Raw genomic sequence first — 20,226 nt, 5'->3', positions numbered from 1 at the left:
ACTGCACTATACTTGATTTGCTTTTTTGTACATCCTACCTAGTTTATCATTTGTTCGGTCTTAAGTAAACCGTATTGTGACCAATTCCCAATTCCCAATAATTACCAATTCCCAATTCACTTAGCAAATTCCCGAATATACTTAGCAACAACATCCGGGACTTCCTGCGGCAAATTGCTTTCCCCCGGACTGACCAATTGCAGTTCGGCATTAGGAGCCAGAGCAGCATAGGATTGACACAGAGACGAAGCTGCGGCGGTATCTTCAGAACCGTGCAACAGCAAAACAGGCGCTTTCAGCAAAGGCAAATTCTCATCAACTAACTCCGCTGTAATTTCAGCCCGCCGCCGCCGGAACAGCAACTGCACGGCAACTCGGGACTGAATCAACTGCTGTCTGAACTTTAGCAGTCTGTCAATCTTGTTTTGACTACCCAGCAACTTAGCAATTGGATAGATCGATCGCAGCCACCAAAAACCGAGGGGTGGTTGGCCGATCAGCCAGCTAGCCGTCTGCCACCGCCCCCGCCGGTTGCCAACCTTGAGGCCTTCTGGGGCCAACAAAACCAAACCCTGAACTCGATCGGGATATTTGATAGCGTAGCTGGTGGCCACCCAACCACCCAGAGAGTGAGCGATTAAATAAACCTCTCGCAGCTTCAAAGTATCGAGGTATTGAGCCAGACATTCTACTTCCAGGTCGATCGAATAATGAATTTTCGGACGTTCCGAGTCGCCAAACCCCAGCAAATCCGGTGCGAAGCAGTGGTAGTAGGGGCTCAAATGTTCGATCGTCCTCAGCCATTGACTGCTGTCGTGCCAAGAACCGTGCAAAAATACTAAATTCGGGCCTTGACCGACTTCGTGCCAAAAGATTTGCCCTACAGAGAGTTTGACCCGAGAATTGCGTAGCAGTGAGTACATCCGGTTAAATATTTAGTAATAAAAAGATGATTAATTTAATGTTCAGAGATTGTGAATAAAAGTAGGAAAACATTAAAAATTAATTCCACAGTCATCACAGACAATTTTTGACGGCGAGGTAATTTCCGACTTTTCTCAAAGTTGGATGCCCCGCCCATTTACGCCAAAGTTGTCAGGCCTTGAAAATAGTCCTGTAAGTGCTGGTCGTTATCGTGGCTGAGCGCGCCCTCCGGCAGCGATGCGGGCAAAAAAGCCTCAACCTCGCTGACTTCAAGCGTATCCTGAACTTGCATATTGCCCTGCACCTCTGCAGCCACCACGATACAAATCGAGTGCAGGCGAGGATCTCGATCGGCAGCCGAATAAACACCCACCAAGCGGCGGATTTTGACTAAATCGAGTCCTGTTTCCTCTGCTAATTCCCGCCGCACAGTTGTCGGAATATCCTCTCCCCAATCCACCATACCTCCCGGCAGTGCCCAGCGACCGTTGTCGCGGCGGCGAATTAACACAATTCGCCCGTCAGGCAATACGGGAATCACCGCTGTACCAGTGACGGGATGTCGAAAAATCAGCCCCAGCACAGTTTGTAAAATTTGCCACAATCGACGCATAAACTCAAAAGCTTGTTTAGGAGATAGTAATTTCAGGCCTCCTAGCTTGGAGCTCCGGAGTCTTAATTTTTAATTTTTCATTCACGCAAGAGCTCTGGCAAGTCTGCTAGGATCTCCGCCGCGTGAGTTTCTGGTTTGACTTTCCGATAAACCTTTTCAATCCTACCATCTGGGTCGATCGCGAAGGTCGATCGAGTAATTCCCATAAATTCTTTTCCCATAAACTTTTTGAGTCCGTAACAGCCGTAGGCGGTAGCAACTTCGGCGTTTGAGTCGCACAGCAAGGGAAAAGGCAGTTGATATTTAGCTGCAAACTTGGCGTGGGCCCCGGCCCCGTCTGTGCTGACGCCCAGGACTGAAATATTGCGCGACTCGTACTCTAAGTAAATATCGCGAAAGCCGCAAGCTTCTTTAGTACAGCCTGGGGTATTGTCCCGAGGGTAAAAGTAAAGTACAACTCGCCGCCCTCGAAAATCTCCAAGGCTGACGACATTGCCTTGCGCGTCGGGCAGGCTGAAGACAGGAGCTATGTCACCGGGGTAAATAGTCATTTGTCGTATTTTGTCAAGAGTTTATAGAAATTTTCTGGGAGATTAAAAACGTTGCGTCCCGATCGCACCCAGATTCCCAGCGACTTGAATCCCCGTGTTCTTTTTTCTGGGTCTTGTACCGGGTGTGCTATAATCGTCATTGGTCTAAAATTGACTATAATCTAGCCAACGTAAAAACTTAACTGGATTAGTTGAGTGCGTAGTCACAGCTAACGGTGTTGCGGTTTAGCTAGGCAGACAGGAACCCCCACACTATACCGATCAAAGGTTAGTGTGGGATCAAAGGCGCGTGAGACTCCTGATTCCACCCGTTCATAATCTCATAAGCATAGCTTTGAGCCGTGGACGGGTGGACAACGAGACGAACCAATTCCTTTTATAATATCAGTGGGGCTGGACGTGTTCCTCACTTTAAAACGCCGTAGAGGGAAACGATTGGAGTACCTTGAAGGAAGTTCTCGATCTCCTTAACAGGACTCAGAAGCCTAAACCATATCGCTTGCGATTGTTGTGGGAGCGTCACGAAAGCTAAATTTGAACAAAACCTAGCTACAGAAAGAGAACTGATCGAGTACGGTAGGGCATACCGGAATTTACGCTTGGGGAGAAGACACCTATATTTTGGCTGGAGAAATCCTGTCACAAGCAAGTGACTTCGCTGAACCAAGAATCTCAGTCACCAAGAGTGCACAGAGTGTCAAACTTAAGAATCCCCGGGCGTGAAAGCCCGGGGACTGTCAATGTTTATTAGTGAGGTCAGAATGGCTAAGCGCCGCAATCTCAAGAAAGAGAAGGCACAACGAAATCAAGCATACGCTCGCAAGTTTCGCAAGCGGAGAAATCAAGATATGTTCTCCAACAAGAGAAGACGATTTGACGGCGGCAACGGCGGTGGCATGGGCGCCATGAGCGGCGGCAGAGACAAAGACATGGCTGCTGCTGAAGATTAATTGAGTCAGGCTATCTGCCGAACTTAGAACCAGAGTGGAAAACACGATCGTTCTTTCGTAGAGATAGCCAGCCGGAATTTGTCCAATAATTCAACGATGTTTAGGCGAGTCGATCGCGCGCAGCGATAAGTGATTTTCTCACTTGTTCAAACCCGGTACCCCCGTAACTATTGCGAGCCGCCACCACTTGCTGAGGTGCGATCGCGCTGTAAATGTCTGTCTCAAAGGCTGGGTGCAAGTCTTTCCACTCCTCAAGTGTCAAATCTTTGAGGAGTTTGCCCCCCGAAAGGCAAGTTTTGACGACTTTGCCGACAAGGTTGTAAGCTTCCCGGAAGGGAACGCCTTTGGCGGCCAAGTAGTCGGCTACGTCTGTAGCGTTAGAAAAGTCTTCCGTAACAGCAGCAGCGAGGCGATCGCCGTTAAACGCGATTCCTTCCCGCAGCAAAATCGTCATTGCTTCCAAGCAACCCTGTACCGTTCTTACGGTATCAAACAAAGCCTCTTTATCTTCTTGTAAATCTTTGTTGTAGGCCAAAGGAAGTCCCTTCACTACTACCAACAAGGCTTGCAAGTTACCGAACACCCGCCCCGCTTTGCCCCGCACCAACTCCGGCACGTCGGGATTTTTTTTCTGGGGCATGATGCTAGAACCAGTAGCGCAGCTATCTTTGAGCGTAATAAATCCAAATTCGTGAGAAGACCACAAAATCATTTCTTCTGACAAGCGGCTCAGGTGTACCATAATCAAGCTGGCTGCTGCGAGAAATTCGATCGCAAAATCTCGATCGCTCACTCCATCTAAGCTATTAGCATAAACTTTGTCAAACTGCAAGAGTTCGGCCGTATAATGTCGGTCGATCTGGAAAGTCGTCCCCGCCAGCGCGCCACAACCCAAGGGCGAAACATTCACCCGCTTGCAGATATCGCCGAGACGTTCCCAATCGCGATCTGTCATTTCAAAATAAGCTAACAGGTAATGAGCCAAACTGATCGGCTGAGCGCGCTGCAAATGAGTGTAACCGGGAATTAAAGTTTCCACGTTACGATCGGCAAGATCGAGCAAAACCCCTTGAAATTCCCGCAATTGCTCGCGAATTTCTGCGATGCGATCGCGCAAATACAAGCGAGTATCAGTGCCGGCTTGATCGTTGCGCGATCGGGCCGTGTGCAACTTTTTCCCCGCCTCCCCCACGAGCTCCGTCAGCCGCTTCTCTACAGCGAAGTGAACGTCTTCTGCATCAACTCCCGGAACAAAAAGTCCTTGGCGGTATTCGCGGCGGATCTGTTCCAAACCATTGACTAACTGTTCGCCTTCTGCTGCGGAAATAATCCCGGTTTTGGCCAGCATTTTAGCGTGAGCGACAGAACCAGTCAAGTCGTACTCAATCAATTCAATATCGAAGCCAATACTAGCATTAAATCGGGCGATCGCCGGGTGCAGGGCCGATTCAAATCTTTGACTCCAAGTTTTTTGTTGTGTTGTCATTGCTCAAGCTAAAACTAGATTGTATCTCTCTTGCAGAAGTCTATAAAAACCGGTTTGTAGCAAAGACTTTAGTCTTTCATCCGGTTTGTAGTCAGCACTTTAGTCCTCCATTCCCAATTCGGCAATAAAAAACTCAATTTCTGACTACAAACTTTTTATACATCTTTTGACCCCAAAAAACTGAATTCTGGACTACAAAATTGGTAAACTTTTGCTGCATCCGAAAGAAGTGAATTTGTGGCTACAAAATTTTTAAATCTTACATCCCTTCCCGATAGCTTCTTCGACAATAACTCTAACGAAAAATCCCTTTAAAGAACCAGCCAACAAAAATACCTATAAAAAAAGCTCCTATTTGACCAGTCGAAACAAAATGGTCCCAAGCTTTCTGGAAATTAGTAAAAATTTCGTAACTTTGACCCAAAAGCACCGTCGAACTCAAATGATATTTCAAAACTACCACGTGAGCGACATCATTCCAAGTAATCGAACTGGTTAATCCCGCAGTAATTTCCGCCATTAAATTAACTATCATGGTGATTTTCTCCTGCTAAAGGTGTTACCCTAAGTACAACCAATGTCATGTCATCTTCGTTGCGATTGCCGATGCCAATAAACTGGTGAACCCGATCGAACAAATAATCCAAAATCTCTTCAGACTGCTGGTAATTTTGACAGGCCCACTGAAAAGCCGAGGTCAAGTTATCCTCATCAAAGCGATCGCCCCTTTGATTAGCAGCATCGGTAAATCCGTCTGTGTAATAAATAATAGTATCTCCTGGCTGCAATTGCACTTGAGCTTCTTGGTAATGCGAATCAGCATCCAGGCCAATTAACATTCCCTCCAAAGTATCGAGCTGAAGAATCGTATTAGTTGCAGCTTGCCACAGCAAAGGCGGGTGGTGAGCTGCATTGCTGTAAGACAAAACGCGAGTTTTCGGGTCGTACTCCGAATAAAACAGAGTCACAAAACGGTGGGAATTTTCCAAATCCGCGTGCATAACCCGGTTTAAATGTTGCAAAATTCTCGACGGCGAGTGGCGGTTCAAAACCTCCGCCCGCAGCATACCCCGTGTCATCGTCATCAACAGGCCAGCCGGTACTCCTTTACCCATCACGTCGCCGATCACAATGCTCCAGCGGCCCTTGTCGATTTTGGACTTGAGATTTTTAATTAGGGATGGGGGGTTTTCCCCCTCATTCTCCTTGCCGATCGGGTCATAGTCAGCGGGAATAAAATCATAATAATCTCCGCCGACTCTGCTAGCAGTTTGGCAGCGGGCGGCCACGTCAACACCGGGAATTTTCGGACAACTGCGGGGTTGCAGCCGCAATTGAATTTCCGCCCCAATTTCTAACTCTCTGTCTAAGCGGTCTTTTTCCGCCAACTTAACAGTAAGTTCGTCTTTGCAAATAGCCACAGCGGTTTGATCCGCCACCAACCGAACTAATTTCTGTCTGCTGGGAGTCCAGAGATATTGCGGATCGCTGCTAAAAACATAAAGGCGTCCGCGTTCCAAATTGTTGACTAAAATTGGCGCCCCAAACAAATGAACATCCGGGCCCAAATAACGACCGACTTGCAGGTCTAGACTAGAAGTTTGCCCAGAGGTTTCCGAAAACGATGCAGCATTCGCGCCCGCACCTGCTGTAGCTTGCCTGGTGGCTATTTCCAGCGCTTTTCGCATATCTTGGCACTGCCGTCCTTCCTGACAGTGCAACTGCTGGAACCTGACTTGACCGTTGGGTTTGAACAGCACTAAAGCTCCCCCGTCGGCGTCAGTAACGCGAGTCGCCACCAAAGGCACCAACTCCAAAAATTGGTTGAGATTGTTAAAACTTCGCAGGGCAAATCCCAGCGAACCCAACATATCTTGAACGTTGTGCTGATATCGGTGCAAACGCGCCACCAGTTCTTTGAGGGCAAATACTGGCGTCGCGTCGGTGGAATTGCGACCCGAAGGGCGGTCAGCAGGTTGAGGTGAGGGGCGAGGCAAAGGCACAGCAGTCATTTTAAATTTGTGATTTTCGATCTTAGAGGGAGGAGGAATGATTGAGGACTTAGGGGTCACTTGAACAGAAACCCGTTTTTTTTAGAACAAGTAGTTTGGTTTGAGCAAGTAGGTTATGTACTGGGACATTCGTATCAACTTAACTCTGAAATTCTTAAGCAATCTCGTTTATAGCTGAGTCTAGAGCCCCCTAAATCCACGCCGCTTGCTTTACTTGGGGGGCCCCAAGACCGCAGCGGCTTCCCTTAAGAAGGGGGACTTTAACGATTTGCTGTCGCCCTTCTTAAGGGGATGGCCAGGGGGATCGAGAAGACTGTGCAATCAAACAGCAGACTGATACTAAATTTGAGCTTAATTTGACACACTACTGGCGCTTTGAACCCAAACCAGCAAGAACAGGAGAAGGTATTGTTTCTAAGTATTTAGTTTTCACTCGCCACCCGTGGCGATCGGCGCAAGTCCTGCGATGGTAGTTTGAGGTTAATGATTTGAGATTTTGAACCTCTGTATCCGCCTCCAAAAATCGGGACGACCACAGATACCCGATCAATCTAAAATCTAAAATCTAAAATCTAAAATCGAGTAGGGCTTCCACAAATTCGTAACTAGAAAACGGGCGCAAGTCTTCGATGCTTTCCCCGACTCCTATAAAGCGGATTGGCAGACCAAGCTGCTGCACTACAGCTAGGGCAACACCACCTTTAGCAGAACCGTCAAGTTTTGTCAATACTACTCCGCTTAATTTTGCCGATTCTGCGAACACTTCTGCCTGTCGCAAACCATTTTGACCCAGTGTGGCATCCAAGACCAGTAGAGATTCTACGGTAGCGCCTGGGGCTTTCTTATCTACTATGCGACGGATTTTACTTAATTCGTCCATCAGATTTTTTTTGTTTTGCAGGCGACCTGCGGTGTCTACGATCAGGAGTTCTGTGCCTCGGGCGCCCGCAGCGGCGATCGCATCAAAAACGACAGCAGCCGGATCGGTATTTTTCCCTGGGTTGGCAATAATTTCGACCCCGCTGCGCGAACCCCAAACTTTTACCTGTTCGACGGCGGCGGCGCGGAAAGTGTCGGCGGCAGCAATTAGGGTTTTGTAGCCGGATTTTTGGGCAATATGGGCAAGTTTGCCGATCGTCGTAGTTTTGCCCGCACCGTTGACTCCTACGATTAACCAGATGTTAAAAGTGTCTTTTTCGGGGGCAAATGTCAGGCTGTAGGCGGGATTGCCGGCGGCGGTTTCGGCACAGGGAGCGTCGAGAATGTCGCGCAGGATGGTTTTCAGGTAGGCTAGAGCCTGTTCTGGGGGCAGCACTTCTTGTTTGAGCCTTTCTTGGAGGCGACTGATAATGATGTCGGTGGCTGCGACTCCGACATCGGCTTGCAGGAGCAAAGTCTCAATTTCCGCTACCGCGTCTTGATTGAGCGGGCCTTGACCGACGATCGCCTTTAGTCGATTAATTAAGCTGCGGCGAGTTCTTTCTAAGCCTTTCCGCAGTTTTTGCAGCCAACTGATTTCTTCAACGGATACTTGGTCTGGGCGGCGGCCTTGACTGGCTAAGATTTCTGAAGACCACAGGAAGCCTTCGTCAAAGGCGAAACCGGGAATTTCTTCGATAATTGCCGCTCTCTCGGCGGCGGCTGCAATTACTTCGGGTTCTTCAATTGCGGTTTCTTTGAGGCGTTCGATGCGCTCCATGCGATCGGCCTGAGCTCTGGCCCAAAACGGCAGGGCTTCGGCTGCTTCGCCCTCGGATGCGAGTGATTGGGTTTCTACAACCTCCGTTGCAGGCTCGGCAATTTCTATATTTTCTGCTGTAACTTCTAATTTTTGAGCAATAGGTGCAACGTCGATCGCCCCGGCTGTGGGTTGCAGAGTTTCTGCAATTTCTGCGGGCGTTGCTGCATCGAGTTCGATCGCCTCGGTTGCTTCAAGTGCCGCGGGTTCTGCAACTTCTGTAACTTCTGCAACAGTTGGTGTTGTGGGTGCTGGTTCAAGTTCGATCGGTTCCGTTGCTTCAATACTCGCCGGTTCTGCAACTTCTGCAACTGTCGCGATTTCTGCTGCGGCTGCTGGAACATCCGGCGCTGCTGTCTCGGAAACTTCTGTTTCGGGTTTTTGCTGTTTTTGAATATTTTTGTAAGCAGCTTTTGCCCAATTGAGATAATCTTCGGCTCCAGCAGGAGAGCTTTGCTCTGTTGCATCTGTTTGAGGCTCAACCGGTGCGGATTTTGCCGACTCATCTTGCGGCTGTTCGGGGGTTGCCTCTGTTTCTGAAGATTTGCTTTCGCTGTACTGGCGACGAAACCAATTAAATACCATAGGAAATTGTGAATATAGTTATTAGTCCTTAGTTTAGAGCGGATTGCCGATTGCGGATTGCCGATTGCTAATGACTCTGGGTAAGGTTCGCGCCCCGCCGTGCAGCCTCCGGGTAAGGTTCCCACCAAGCACCCGGAGGACTGATGACTAAGGACTACGGACTAACAACTTCTGCATTGATTTTATCGACTACTCGGCGGAGGACTCCGTTGATGAAGCGATGTCCTTCGTCGCCGCTGTAGCGTTTTGCGAGTTGGACGGCTTCGTTGACGCTGACTTGTTCGGGTAAGCCGAGATATAGGATTTCGGCGGTCGCGATTCTCATGATATCTCGATCGATCCGGGGCAACCGTTCTATTTGCCAGTCTACAAGGGCTTCCGAGAGCAATTCATCAATTTGAACACGGTTGGCGCTGACTTTCGTCAGGATTTGCAAAGCATAGGTGCGGACATCTTGCTGGTTGGCTAGCTGGATCAGTTCTGGAAACTCCATTGCTGAACCGAGACGGTTGATTGCGGTTTGGGTGAGTTCGACTGCTTCCCGCACCATTGCTCTAGCACTTTGTATATCCGCAGCGCGTATTTCGCTAGCAAGCAGTTTGTCGCTACTCCGCTGCACTTCGGATGCTGCTGCTTCTAGGGCTTCTTGAACTTCTGTTGTCAGGGTACGGATGGCGGCGAGGAGAACATCTTGCAGTTTTTTGGCTTCTAAGAGTTCTGGATTCGCCGGCAGTTGGCTGATCCCGAGGAGTGCGAGTTCGCGTGCTGTTTCGCGGGCTTTTTTCATATTTTTTAGATAGGAATTGGGACTTTAGGAATTTCGGAATTTTTGAGATTGCTAGGTGCTGGTTCAGAGCATAGACTTGGACTTTAGCAGAAAAACTCGCAAAAAACCCGCCCTGAGTCACGATTGTTTCTGGGTAGGTTTTGGACAGATATTATCTGTTATTGGGAAAGTAAAGTTTAGAATTTGAAGCCCGCTAAACTTTGCGAGCATCTGAGTTTTGCTTTTACAGGAGTGCGAGCGGGACGCCCGCTACATATATATATAGCGGGCGTCCCGCTCGCACTCCTAAAAAACGCTTTTTACTCTCATTGAGATGCTCTCTAAACCTGACCTACAGATTGATGTCTTCGTTTACTCTTCTTCGACTGGGACAGCCTGGTATCTTGATTCGGATACCAAGGGTTCGAGTGTTTTGCCCTTGATTTTTTCGGGGGTTACTGGAACTGAGTTGCTGGGGTTGACGATGCCGCCAGAGATGATGACTTTAAAGGCATCTTCGATTGACATTGACAAATTGACTAAATCTGCCTCCGGGACTATAGCGTACCATCCGGTAGTGGGGTTCGGAGTGGTGGGGATGAAAATGCCGATCGGGGTTTCACCCGAAAGGTGAGGTGGGATATCGTTACTCTCGATCGTACCGGTCACAAATGCTAACGTCCAGATTCCCCGCCGGGGATATTCCACTAACACCACGCGGCGAAATTTGTCGTTTGAGTTGAGGATGGTTCCCAGCAGTTGTTTGAGGGTTTTGTACACCGAACCGGCTAGGGGAATTGCCTGCAACAGCCGTTCGCCAAAGTCTAGCAGCCACTTGCCGAAAATGTTGCGGGCCATTAAACCGATGACTAAGATGCTCAGCAGGGGTACAGCCAGACCTACTAAAAGATTTAGCAGATTCACCAAAATCGGGTTGAGTCCGTCAAAAGGGTTGATCTGCTTGGGAATTTTGGTGAGAAAATTGATGACCCAATTGGCGACGGTAATTGTCAGCCAGATGGTGGTAGCTAAGGGTATCACTACCAATAGTCCTGCGATCAGGTCGTTTTTTAAGTCTTGTTTGATGCGTTGGAGCACGGCGGGTCAAATCTCCTCGTAACTGGTTGCCAATAACCTGAATAAAGCTGAGACTAAAGCAACTGCACGGGCTTTACTGGAAGTCACCATAGACGATCGTGTTCAATTCTGCTAAACCCTACCCTTTCTGAGGGGGAAGAGTTAGGGATCGCCGGTGCTGTACCTCTATTTTAAAGAATTATTGCAAGTTGGCGCTTGGTTTTAATATATGCAGGCTGTGCAGCAGCTCACCGTATTGTATATTTTAAGACACTTTGGGTCGGTTCAATCAATAAGCCGATCGGTCAGAGGCAGCCTGGGAGTGCAAGTTTAGCGAGCCCAGAGAAAATTTTCTGTTATTTGTATAGGAAATTAATTGGTCGATCGAGCTTTCTCAGATTTTCGGCTGGGTGGCATTTCGTTGTACCGAATTCAGGGGAATCTATCCAGGTTGAGTGCAGTGTCTATCCAAAAATATATCTTTGGAGAGATGCACTATGACATTTATTGGTATAAGTTATTTTATTCTTGAAGACCTACAGCGCTCAACAAGGCAACAGTTGCCTACCCTGCAAGTGTTGCATCTTAGGCAAACCCGACAAAAAGTAAAGCAGACAGACCAGCAACTTTGACTTTTTTTGACACGATCGATCTATATTCAGGAAATAAGGGCAGAATTCAAGCGAATTCGAGTTTGAGAGCAGCGGCAAAGCAATATAGCATTAACTCGGGCATCACTACAAAAAAAAGAATCTGCCAAACGAGGTAGCAGTAGTTAGTAGCAAGCGAGATAAATTACTACATAGCTAGTTGTTTCTAGCCAGAAGCGCGGAACAATTGGTTCAACAGGGTATAGCTAAACTGCTGCATAGAAGCAAAACTCCAGCGGTGCCGATTCCTTGGAAGCAGACGAAACTTAAGGAAAAACAAGCGTACTAGCCAATTAAGTCAGAGCCGGGATTCACCTCGCGGCAAGCAGCAATAGACTTGATTAGAAGTTAGGATTGAGATATGAATGCTCAACTAATGAAACCAATTGATTTTTACATTTTTTTATGCGATTCAAAATGCAATAATTTTTTGGGCTTCACTTAAAGCCGCAGCCTGATAAAATTTTGTATCCGATAATTAATATTTAAGTAAAAGGAATTTTTGTGAAAACGCTTAGTATCCTCTTAGTAGAAGACAGTCCCCTAGATGCCGAACTGATTGAGGCATATCTAAAGGATGGTGGGCTAGAATTTTCTCTGGTGTGTGTGGAAACTCGAGAAGACTTTGCCGCGGCGCTGGAAAAACAACGTTTTGACATTATTTTGGCAGATTATATGCTGCCTGGTTTTAACGGGATAGCTGCACTGGAAATCGCCCACACTAATTGTCCGGGAGTGCCGTTTATTTTTGTTTCGGCTACTTTGGGCGAGGAAGTGGCGATCGAAACTTTGAAAAGCGGCGCTACTGATTATGTTCTCAAACGCCGTTTGATACGCCTAGTGCCGTCGATTCAGCGGGCCCTGCGGGAAGTTCAAGAACGGAACGAGCGCAAGCAAGCCGAAGCACAGCAGCAGGAGAGCGAAGCTCGATTTCGGATTATGGCAGATACGGCGCCGGTGATGATTTGGATGTCGGACACTGACCAACTTGGCGATTACTTTAACAAAGTTTGGCTGGAGTTTACGGGTAGAACTTTGGCGCAAGAAATGGGTACGGGTTGGATGGAAAACTTGCACCCAGATGACTTGCCAGAATCTCTGGATATTTACCAAAAAGCCTTCAAAGCTGGCAGCGAGTACCGACTCGAATGCCGCCTGAGACGCTATGACGGCGAATACCGCTGGGTTTTGGGTACAGGCGTACCCCGGTACAGGCCCGATCGCACTTTTGCAGGTTACATCGGTTCTTACATCGATATTAGCGAACGAAAACAGGCAGAACAAGAACGCGCTGCAGCTTTGTCCAGCGAAAAAGCAGCGAGGTTGCAAGCAGAAGAAACTGCTAAAGCGCTGCAATTGGCAAACGATCAAATTACTAACATTCTCGAAAGCATTACCGATGCTTTTATCGCTGTTGACTTAAATTGGAACTATACCTATGTCAACCACCAAGCTATTGAGCTGTTAGGCAGACCAAAAGCCGAACTGATTGGTAAAAATTTTTGGGATATATTTCCCTGGGCGGTCGATTTACAGTTTTACAAAATGGCTACCAAAGCATTAGCAGAAAAAGTAACAAACGAGTATGAGGGATTCGTACCGTTATGGAATAAGTGGTTGAAGATGCGTTTTTATCCTTCCGATTCTGGTTTGTCGGCTTACATCCAAGACGTTACCGATCGCAAGCAAACAGAAGCTGCACTCCAAGCTAGCGAAGAAAAGCTGAGAATGTTAGCCGAAGCTAATTTGATAGGAATTATCTTCGGGGATGTAAACGGCCGTATCATCGAGGCCAACGATGAATTTTTGCGGATAGTTGGTTACACGCGGGAACACTTGCAGCGCGGGGAATTAAACTCGATTGACATCACGCCGCCGGAGTACCAGTCTCTCGACAAGAAAGGGATGGCAGAAGCACAAGCAACGGGGGCTTGCACTCCCTACGAAAAGGAATTCTGGAGGATAGACGGCAGCCGGATTCCGGTGTTGATCGGATATGTTTTGCTGGCACAAAAGCGGCAAGAATCTGTGGCTTTTATTCTCGACTTGACGGTTGGCAAGCAGTTGGAAAGAGAACTGCAGGATCGAGCTCAGGAATTGGCGCGGGCGAACCGGATTAAAGACGAGTTTCTAGGAACTTTGTCCCACGAATTGCGGACGCCGCTGAATGCGATGCTGGGATGGGCACAACTGTTGCGAAACCGCAAGTTTGACGAAAAAACGACTGTTCGGGCTCTGGAAACGATCGACCGCAATACACGCTCGCTGGCAACTCTGATCGAGGATTTGCTAGACGTGTCCCAGATTATTAGCGGGAAACTGTCGCTGAATTTGCGGTGGGTGGATGTGATTTCGACTGTTGAGGCTGCGATCGATAATCTCGCGCCCGCGATTGCGGCCAAAAATATTGAAATTGTGACGGATTTCGACCCAACTACCGGGCGGATTTTTGCCGATTCAGGCCGGTTGCAGCAGGTAGCCTGGAATTTGCTGTCGAATGCGATTAAGTTTACTCCCGATGGCGGACAGGTGAAGGTGGGGGTGCGAAAGATGCAGGGGACTTTGGCCCCTGATGAATCCGCTTGCTGTAAAAAATTGTCGCCCGCTACTGTGGAAATTGAGGTTAGCGACACGGGAAAAGGGATTTCAGAAGAGTTTTTGCCGCACGTTTTCGAGCGGTTCAGCCAAGCTGACAGCTCTACAAGGCGATCGTACAACGGATTGGGTTTGGGTTTGGCTCTAGTGCGGCATTTTGTGGAAATGCACGGGGGGACGGTGCAAGCCGAATCCGCCGGGAAGGGAAAAGGGTCGAGGTTTTTAGTGAGATTGCCAATTCAACACCTTCCTGGCGACGGCGGATTTTCTGTGGCGGGACTCGGGGAGTTGGCGATTCCTCCCAGCAAGGCGCGAGCCCCTGTAAAGGAGTCTTTTGTCAACAGCAATCTTTCTGGAGTGCGGGTATTGGTGGTCGATATCGACGCGGATTCCCTGGATTTTGCCTCTACCGTGCTCGAAGATTGCGGGGCCCAGGTGGAGACTGCTAGCTCTGGAAAGGGTGCGTTGGAGGCGATTGAAAGGCTGAATCCGGATGTGTTGGCGATCGATATCGGGATACAGGCCCTTGACGGAGAGGCTCTGCTGCAACAAATGCGATCGCGGATGGTGGACAGGGAAATTCCGGCGTTGGCGTTCACGGTGGTTGGTAAGGTAGAGGAACGCATACGGGCACTGCAGCAAGGTTTTCAAATTTACGTGCCCAAGCCGATCGAGCCTGCTGAGTTGGTGGCGGTGGTGGCAAGTTTGGTGGGGCGATCGAACGATTTTAGATTTTAGATTTTAGATTGACTCGGCGAGGACGGAAATCCTAACTACAAACCAATTTTCTTGCATTCGAGCGATCGGATAATAATTCTTAGGACTAAGGCCAACTGGTAGATTAAACAAAAATATGTAGTGGCGCTTGTGGGCTATTAGCTTAGGAAAAAGCGTACAAGCGCCACTACATACTTAAAATTTAAGCTTTATTTGTGACCGTTGCCCTTAGTCCTAATCCTGCCGAAAAACTTTTTTATTATGAATTAGACTTAGAGATAATTTGTCAAGTCCCAAAAGTTATAAATTTAATTGGGATCGCAGTGTGTAGTTTTTGATACTGAGAACAGTTTCTAAAAAGAATGCAAATGTAGAAAAGTTCCAAACCCTGAGACTCATCAGTAGTCCGACTTCTAAAATGTAAAATGTAAAATCTAAAATCTAAAATCTAAAATTGTATGAGATTGAGGGACGATCGCCCTTAACAGTCTCTCCTCAAATATCAAGTTCAGCAATTAGCTGCTTAATTAAGCATGAATTTTAGTTACAGTTAACCTAATTTGTCATACCCCAAAAGTTAGAAATTTAATTTAAGCCAAAGTTTTTAGCTTTCGATCGGAGGCGCAGGGACGATCGCCCCTAACACTATTTCCTTAAATATCAAGTTCAGCAACGAGATGCTTCATTAGAGAAATATTCAGCCGGCATAAATGCTTCTCACACTCCTCTATTGCCCGCCGTGCAAGGATTTTTGGGTTCTTGGATGTGGACTGGTCGCCCGCTTCCCACTACCGACGGCTAGATACCAATTGCACCCGGCCGGCATCCATTTCATCCATTAATAACTCTAAAGCCTCATAATCAATATCCGAGATGTACCCCAACCGGGTAAGCTCGTAGTTGATTTCGTTTTCAATGTCAGGCGTCAACTGCTTAATGTAGAGGGCTTTTTCTACAAGTTGACGGATAGCATGAGTTGCTTGCATAGTAAGTCGGAGAACTCCGTACATTTTAATTTTCCTCTGAAGTGTCGAGCAAGCAGGTGATCCAGATCAGAACTAACAAGTGATTTTAATTACATTGTTCAGTTTTATTGAACAGCTAGGGCAAAGTCGATCGCAATTTTTAGAGTTAGCAAGACTAAAGCGGCTGGCCTAAATAAAAAATAGTATAGTAGCTTACGTTTCCTCCCCAAATCTTACGCAAAATTTCATAAAAAAGAGGCAATAAATAAAGATTCAGTAAAACTACTGACCAAAACTGGTCATTTTGCCTCAGATTAAGTTAGGCTCAGGGTACTCAAGTAGGTTTAGGCTTACATCCGTTTAGCACAGTAGTTGAAAATACGTAGCAATCATAGGTTTGACATATGCAGACACTTCTTGCCCATAAACCAATTACGGTGATTCGACCCCTAGACTACCTGAATGCAGCCACCTGCGGAGAATTCGGACGGCAACTAACGACAGCAATTTCAGCCCCCGGAGTGGTAGCGGTACTCGTAGATTTGGGCGCAGTAACATTTATTGACAGTGCCGGTTTGATGGCATTGGTTTCAGGCCTCAAGCAGGCGAAAAAAATGGGCCGCAGGTTTAGTCTGTGCTCGGTATCCCCCGGGATTAGGATGATTCTGGAACTCAGCCAACTCGATCGAGTTTTTGAAATATTTGAAAATGTCGATAGCTTTGATGCCGAAAACTCCTGCGTAAAACAACACTGATAGAGCCTCCTAGGCCAGGAGAACAGGCAACAAAACACAGCACATTCGGTTAAATGCCCGAAAAGACAGACGACTGTCGTTGGCGTGTTGGCAGATTTTAAGGTAGGCTGCTTAAGAGTCGCAAATATTTAGCGAGTCGAGCCGTGGCAGTAAAAGTCGAAGAATTACTTACAGCAGACATTAATCAGCCTGCTCGTTATCTGGGAAACGAATTGGGGGCTACGCACAAGCCTTGGGACGAAGCGTTGGTGCGCTGGGTTCTCACTTACCCAGAAGTTTATGAAGTTGGTGCTTCCAATCTGGGGCACATCATCCTTTACAACATTTTGAACGCAGGGCCAAGACAGTTGTGCGATCGGGCTTATTTGCCCGCCCCCGACTTGGCAGCCAAACTGCGATCAACCAAAACTCCGCTGTTTGCCGTAGAATCGAGGCGATCGCTCACAGAATTTGATATTCTGGGCTTCAGCCTCAGCTACGAACTCGGAGCCACAAACATTCTGGAAATGCTGGATTTAGCCGGCATTCCCCTAACTTGGCAAGAAAGAGCGACTAATCGCCAAAACGGTCCAATGCCGCTGATTTTTGCTGGCGGGCAAACGGCAACTTCCAATCCTGAACCCTACGCGGACTTTTTTGACTTCATCGCTTTGGGAGATGGAGAAGAATTGCTGCCAGAAATTGGCTTGATTTTGGCAGAAGGCAAAACAAATAATTTGAGCCGAGAAGCATTGCTGCTGGATTTAGCGCAAATTCCCGGCGTCTACGTCCCGCAATTCTACGATATGGCGGCCGACGGTTCTGTTCATCCCAACCGCCCCCAAGTTCCAGAACGAATTCTGCGCCGCGTGGCAACTCCCATACCAGCTTATTCGATCGGCCTGGTTCCCTACGTCCAGACAGTACACGACAGACTGACAGTAGAAATCCGCCGGGGATGCACCCGCGGGTGTCGCTTCTGTCAGCCGGGAATGCTGACTCGCCCCGCGCGCGATGTGGAACCGCAGCAAGTCGTAGAGGCGATCGAACAGGGGATGCAAGCCACCGGGCACAGCGAGTTTTCCCTGCTTTCCCTCAGTTGTTCCGACTATCTGGCACTCCCAGCAGTCGGGATGGAAATCAAAAATCGCCTGAAAGATAAAAATATTTCTCTGTCTCTACCCAGCCAGCGGGTTGACCGATTTGACGATAATATTGCCGACATTCTCGGCGGTACGCGACAAGGCGGTTTGACTTTTGCGCCGGAAGCTGGTACTCAGCGGATGCGCGACATCGTTAACAAAGGTTTGACCAACGAAGAATTGCTTCGGGGTGTCAAAACTGCGGTCGATCGCGGCTGGGATAAAATCAAGCTGTATTTTATGATCGGTTTGCCCGGAGAAACAGATTTTGATGTTCTCGGCATCGCCGAAACAGTCCGCTGGCTGCACAGGGAATGCAGGATCAATGGCAGGCGGGGACTGACTTTTAACTTGACAATTTCTAATTTTACGCCTAAGCCTCACACTCCTTTTCAGTGGCACTCGGTTTCTACTGCTGAGTTTTCCCGCAAGCAAAAACTCCTGAAGGGAGAATTTCGCGGAATGCGGGGCGTCAAGGTGAATTACACTGATGTGCGGATTTCGGCAATGGAGGATTTTGTCGGACGGGGCGATCGACGTTTGGCTGCTGTAGTCCGCCGCGCTTGGGAACTTGGGGCGGGTATGGATGCGTGGTGGGAAAGCTTGGATCAGGCTTACAAAGCTTGGACTCAGGCGATCGATGAATCGGGCCTTACCTGGAAATACCGCCAAGTCGAAAGCGGCGAGTGGAATCTTTTTGAGAAGGAAGAGGAGAAGGAAGAAGGAAGAAGGAAGAAGGAAGAAGGAAGAGAAATCAAGGAAGATTTTCCCAATTCTCCGGATCTCCCCCTCTCCCCCTCCCCAGGGCTGTTTCCTTCTCAGGAAAACCAGGCTTTTGTAGGGGCGGTGCCCCCGTGCCCGCCCCCACCCACAGATGATTTCCTGGGCATTTCAGGCATCGGGGCAACCACGGGGGGTTTGCCCCTACAAGAAAATGAAACCGCCCTGCTCTCCCCCTCCCCCTCTCTCCCCCTCTCTCTCGATCAGGCCCTGCCTTGGGATCACTTAGATACGGGGATCGACAAAAACTGGCTGAAAATTGATTTGCAAAAGGCTTTAGAAGCAGCGACGGTTCCCGACTGTTCCTTTGAAGGGTGTTCGCGCTGCGGGGTTTGCGGCACCGATTTCGGACACAATGTGGTTGTGGAGGCGCTGCCAATTCCTGAGTTTGCTGGGGAGTTCGTGCCGAATACGGAGCGGAAACAGCGTTTGCGGGTTTGGTTCGGGAAGGTGGGCGATATGGCTTTGGTTGGTCATTTGGATTTGATTCGATTGTTGGATCGAGTAGTCCGCAGAGCCGATTTGCCGATTTCGTTTACCGGCGGGTTTCACCCGAACCCTCGGATTTCTCTGGCAAATGCTCTGCCTCTGGGTGTTACCAGCACAGGGGAAATTGCCGACTTTGAGCTCACTGAGCCGATCGATATTGAGAGTTTTCGGGAAAAGTTGGCCGCTAAGCTGCCGGAAAATATTCCGATTTACAAGGTTGAGTCGATCGATCTCAAGGCTCCTTCTGCTAACCAGTTGTTAGAAGCCGCCGAGTACGTAATTACTGTGGCCTCTGCAGGCTCGTTGACAGAAAATGGCGAATTAGACCGGGAAAATGCTGCTCCTGTCTCCGTGGCTCCTGATGCCAACTGGGAAGCTTGGGTCAAGGCGATCGCCGAAACCGAGGCTTTTTGGCGGGTGCATACTACTAAGTCGGGAAAGACGCAGAATGTCAATTTGCGCGAAAGGCTGCACAAACTAGAACTTGTAGAGCAGAAACCAGACAGCAGCACAAGAGCCTCTGGTGCTACATCCGAAGGTAGAGCCGTCTTGCGCTTTACCGGGAGTTGTCGCAGCGATGGCAACTTGCTAAAGCCAGAACATATTGTTTTCATGCTCGAACAAGTCAGCCAGCAGGAAATTCAGCTTCTGCAGGTTGAGCGTAGTCAGCTAATCCTGGGTTATGGTTAAGATAGGGAAGCCGTGGTGGAATATTTCACCTTCGGCTCTCGATCGGGATGTGTCGTTTCACGCTATAATCGCTTGTTATGGAAGCCGCGGCGGCTCGAGCGCTTTAGTCGCTCGCCGCCCTCGTCAACCAGCAACGCGGGCTGGGTGCAAATTGCTTCTGTTCAAGACTTCAAGCCTTTTTGTTGTACATTCACGGGCTAAATCTAGCGCCAAACCCGCAAGAGCGGGGTCTGAACCAAATTTAGCGATTAATTTCGATCGATCGACTGGTTGTCGGTGGTCGGCTTATTCAAAAATCTCACGGTTCAAACCGCAGAGCGGGTATTCAACAATAGATGTTTTTGACGGGTCAAAAAACGGAGATAAGTCCCCGACTTAAGTCGTGGAGAACCAAAAGTTTGAGATTTTAGATTAAAGTTCCAGCTCCCAGATTCATCTGTGGAGTAAATCTAAAATCTCAAACCTAAAATCTAAAATCGACTGACCCGTCAAAAAACGGAGATAAGCCCCCGACTTAAGTCGTGCAGAACCAAAAATTTTAGATTTTATACTTTAGTTCAATCTCCCAGATTCATCTGTGGAGTAAATCTAAAATCTAAAATCTAAAATTTAAAATCTAAAATCGACTAACCCGTCAAAAAACGGAAATAAGCCCCCGACTTAATTCGTGCAGAACCAAAAATTTTAGATTTTAGACTCTAGTTCAATCTCCGAGATTCCTCTGTAGAGTAAATCTAAAATCTAAAATTTAAAATCTAAAAT

14 protein-coding genes are annotated in these 20,226 nt (G+C 48.1%); 4 read left to right on the top strand and 10 right to left on the bottom strand.

What is annotated here, in order from left to right:
• Positions 1-116: 116 nt before the first annotated feature.
• From QUB14_RS14450 to bcp, 3 genes are all read right to left on the bottom strand, one after another.
• On the bottom strand, positions 117-923 hold the full coding sequence (locus QUB14_RS14450) for an alpha/beta hydrolase (RefSeq protein ID WP_333217610.1): 807 nt from the start codon (positions 921-923) through the stop codon (positions 117-119).
• A 158-nt stretch (positions 924-1,081) separates the two neighbouring features.
• Positions 1,082-1,537 (bottom strand): NUDIX hydrolase, encoded by a 456-nt coding sequence (locus QUB14_RS14445; protein WP_333058885.1) that lies wholly within the window; start codon positions 1,535-1,537, stop codon positions 1,082-1,084.
• 77 nt (positions 1,538-1,614) lie between these two features.
• Positions 1,615-2,088, bottom strand: a complete 474-nt coding sequence (bcp, locus tag QUB14_RS14440; protein ID WP_333217611.1) for a thioredoxin-dependent thiol peroxidase — start codon at positions 2,086-2,088, stop codon at positions 1,615-1,617.
• 761 nt (positions 2,089-2,849) lie between these two features.
• Between bcp and QUB14_RS14435 the strand changes: the two genes are divergently transcribed.
• Positions 2,850-3,038, top strand: coding sequence for a hypothetical protein (locus QUB14_RS14435; RefSeq protein ID WP_006632360.1), 189 nt, complete (start codon positions 2,850-2,852; stop codon positions 3,036-3,038).
• 100 nt (positions 3,039-3,138) lie between these two features.
• Here the strand turns inward: QUB14_RS14435 and argH are convergent, their stop codons facing one another.
• The 6 genes from argH to QUB14_RS14405 all read right to left on the bottom strand — a co-directional run bounded on the left by argH (position 3,139) and on the right by QUB14_RS14405 (position 10,723).
• Positions 3,139-4,524 carry an argininosuccinate lyase gene (argH, locus tag QUB14_RS14430; RefSeq protein WP_333217612.1) on the bottom strand — a complete coding sequence of 462 codons (1,386 nt, stop codon included), beginning with the start codon at positions 4,522-4,524 and terminating at the stop codon, positions 3,139-3,141.
• A 295-nt stretch (positions 4,525-4,819) separates the two neighbouring features.
• Positions 4,820-5,059, bottom strand: a complete 240-nt coding sequence (locus tag QUB14_RS14425; RefSeq protein WP_333217613.1) for a hypothetical protein — start codon at positions 5,057-5,059, stop codon at positions 4,820-4,822.
• Positions 5,049-6,536 (bottom strand): PP2C family protein-serine/threonine phosphatase, encoded by a 1,488-nt coding sequence (locus tag QUB14_RS14420; protein ID WP_333217614.1) that lies wholly within the window; start codon positions 6,534-6,536, stop codon positions 5,049-5,051. The genes QUB14_RS14425 and QUB14_RS14420 overlap by 11 nt, the downstream gene beginning before the upstream one ends.
• Positions 6,537-7,101: 565 nt before the next feature.
• A complete protein-coding gene (gene ftsY / locus QUB14_RS14415) occupies positions 7,102-8,859 on the bottom strand; it encodes a signal recognition particle-docking protein FtsY (protein WP_333217615.1) in 1,758 nt (585 codons plus the stop codon).
• A gap of 154 nt (positions 8,860-9,013) precedes the next feature.
• The gene (nusB, locus tag QUB14_RS14410) at positions 9,014-9,646 is read right to left on the bottom strand and encodes a transcription antitermination factor NusB (RefSeq protein ID WP_333217616.1); all 633 of its coding nucleotides are present in this window, start codon (positions 9,644-9,646) and stop codon (positions 9,014-9,016) included.
• 351 nt (positions 9,647-9,997) lie between these two features.
• On the bottom strand, positions 9,998-10,723 hold the full coding sequence (locus tag QUB14_RS14405; RefSeq protein ID WP_333217617.1) for a DUF502 domain-containing protein: 726 nt from the start codon (positions 10,721-10,723) through the stop codon (positions 9,998-10,000).
• Between the two features lie 1,133 nt (positions 10,724-11,856).
• On the opposite strand from QUB14_RS14405, the gene QUB14_RS14400 reads away from it, so the two are divergent.
• On the top strand, positions 11,857-14,685 hold the full coding sequence (locus QUB14_RS14400; protein WP_333217618.1) for a PAS domain S-box protein: 2,829 nt from the start codon (positions 11,857-11,859) through the stop codon (positions 14,683-14,685).
• Between the two features lie 767 nt (positions 14,686-15,452).
• Here QUB14_RS14400 and QUB14_RS14395 read toward each other — a convergent pair.
• On the bottom strand, positions 15,453-15,650 hold the full coding sequence (locus tag QUB14_RS14395; protein ID WP_015176637.1) for a hypothetical protein: 198 nt from the start codon (positions 15,648-15,650) through the stop codon (positions 15,453-15,455).
• Between the two features lie 383 nt (positions 15,651-16,033).
• On the opposite strand from QUB14_RS14395, the gene QUB14_RS14390 reads away from it, so the two are divergent.
• Positions 16,034-16,384: an STAS domain-containing protein gene (locus QUB14_RS14390; protein WP_333217619.1), complete on the top strand. Its 351-nt coding sequence runs from the start codon at positions 16,034-16,036 to the stop codon at positions 16,382-16,384.
• A gap of 143 nt (positions 16,385-16,527) precedes the next feature.
• Complete coding sequence (locus tag QUB14_RS14385; RefSeq protein WP_333217620.1) at positions 16,528-19,464, top strand: TIGR03960 family B12-binding radical SAM protein; 2,937 nt, start codon at positions 16,528-16,530, stop codon at positions 19,462-19,464.
• Positions 19,465-20,226 lie beyond the last annotated feature (762 nt).

The organism is Microcoleus sp. B3-D2, assembly GCF_036705345.1.
Classification (GTDB): Bacteria; Cyanobacteriota; Cyanobacteriia; order Cyanobacteriales; family Microcoleaceae; genus Microcoleus.
This window is presented reverse-complemented; position numbering and strand designations above follow the sequence as displayed.

Bases quoted from the DNA above. Each gene is read 5' to 3' on its own strand.
- QUB14_RS14450 (WP_333217610.1), bottom strand. From the start codon at position 923: ATGTACTCACTGCTACGCAATTCTCGGGTCAAACTCTCTGTAGGGCAA.
- QUB14_RS14445 (WP_333058885.1), bottom strand. From the start codon at position 1,537: ATGCGTCGATTGTGGCAAATTTTACAAACTGTGCTGGGGCTGATTTTT.
- bcp (WP_333217611.1), bottom strand. From the start codon at position 2,088: ATGACTATTTACCCCGGTGACATAGCTCCTGTCTTCAGCCTGCCCGAC.
- QUB14_RS14435 (WP_006632360.1), top strand. From the start codon at position 2,850: ATGGCTAAGCGCCGCAATCTCAAGAAAGAGAAGGCACAACGAAATCAA.
- argH (WP_333217612.1), bottom strand. From the start codon at position 4,524: ATGACAACACAACAAAAAACTTGGAGTCAAAGATTTGAATCGGCCCTG.
- QUB14_RS14425 (WP_333217613.1), bottom strand. From the start codon at position 5,059: ATGATAGTTAATTTAATGGCGGAAATTACTGCGGGATTAACCAGTTCG.
- QUB14_RS14420 (WP_333217614.1), bottom strand. From the start codon at position 6,536: ATGACTGCTGTGCCTTTGCCTCGCCCCTCACCTCAACCTGCTGACCGC.
- ftsY (WP_333217615.1), bottom strand. From the start codon at position 8,859: ATGGTATTTAATTGGTTTCGTCGCCAGTACAGCGAAAGCAAATCTTCA.
- nusB (WP_333217616.1), bottom strand. From the start codon at position 9,646: ATGAAAAAAGCCCGCGAAACAGCACGCGAACTCGCACTCCTCGGGATC.
- QUB14_RS14395 (WP_015176637.1), bottom strand. From the start codon at position 15,650: ATGCAAGCAACTCATGCTATCCGTCAACTTGTAGAAAAAGCCCTCTAC.
- QUB14_RS14390 (WP_333217619.1), top strand. From the start codon at position 16,034: ATGCAGACACTTCTTGCCCATAAACCAATTACGGTGATTCGACCCCTA.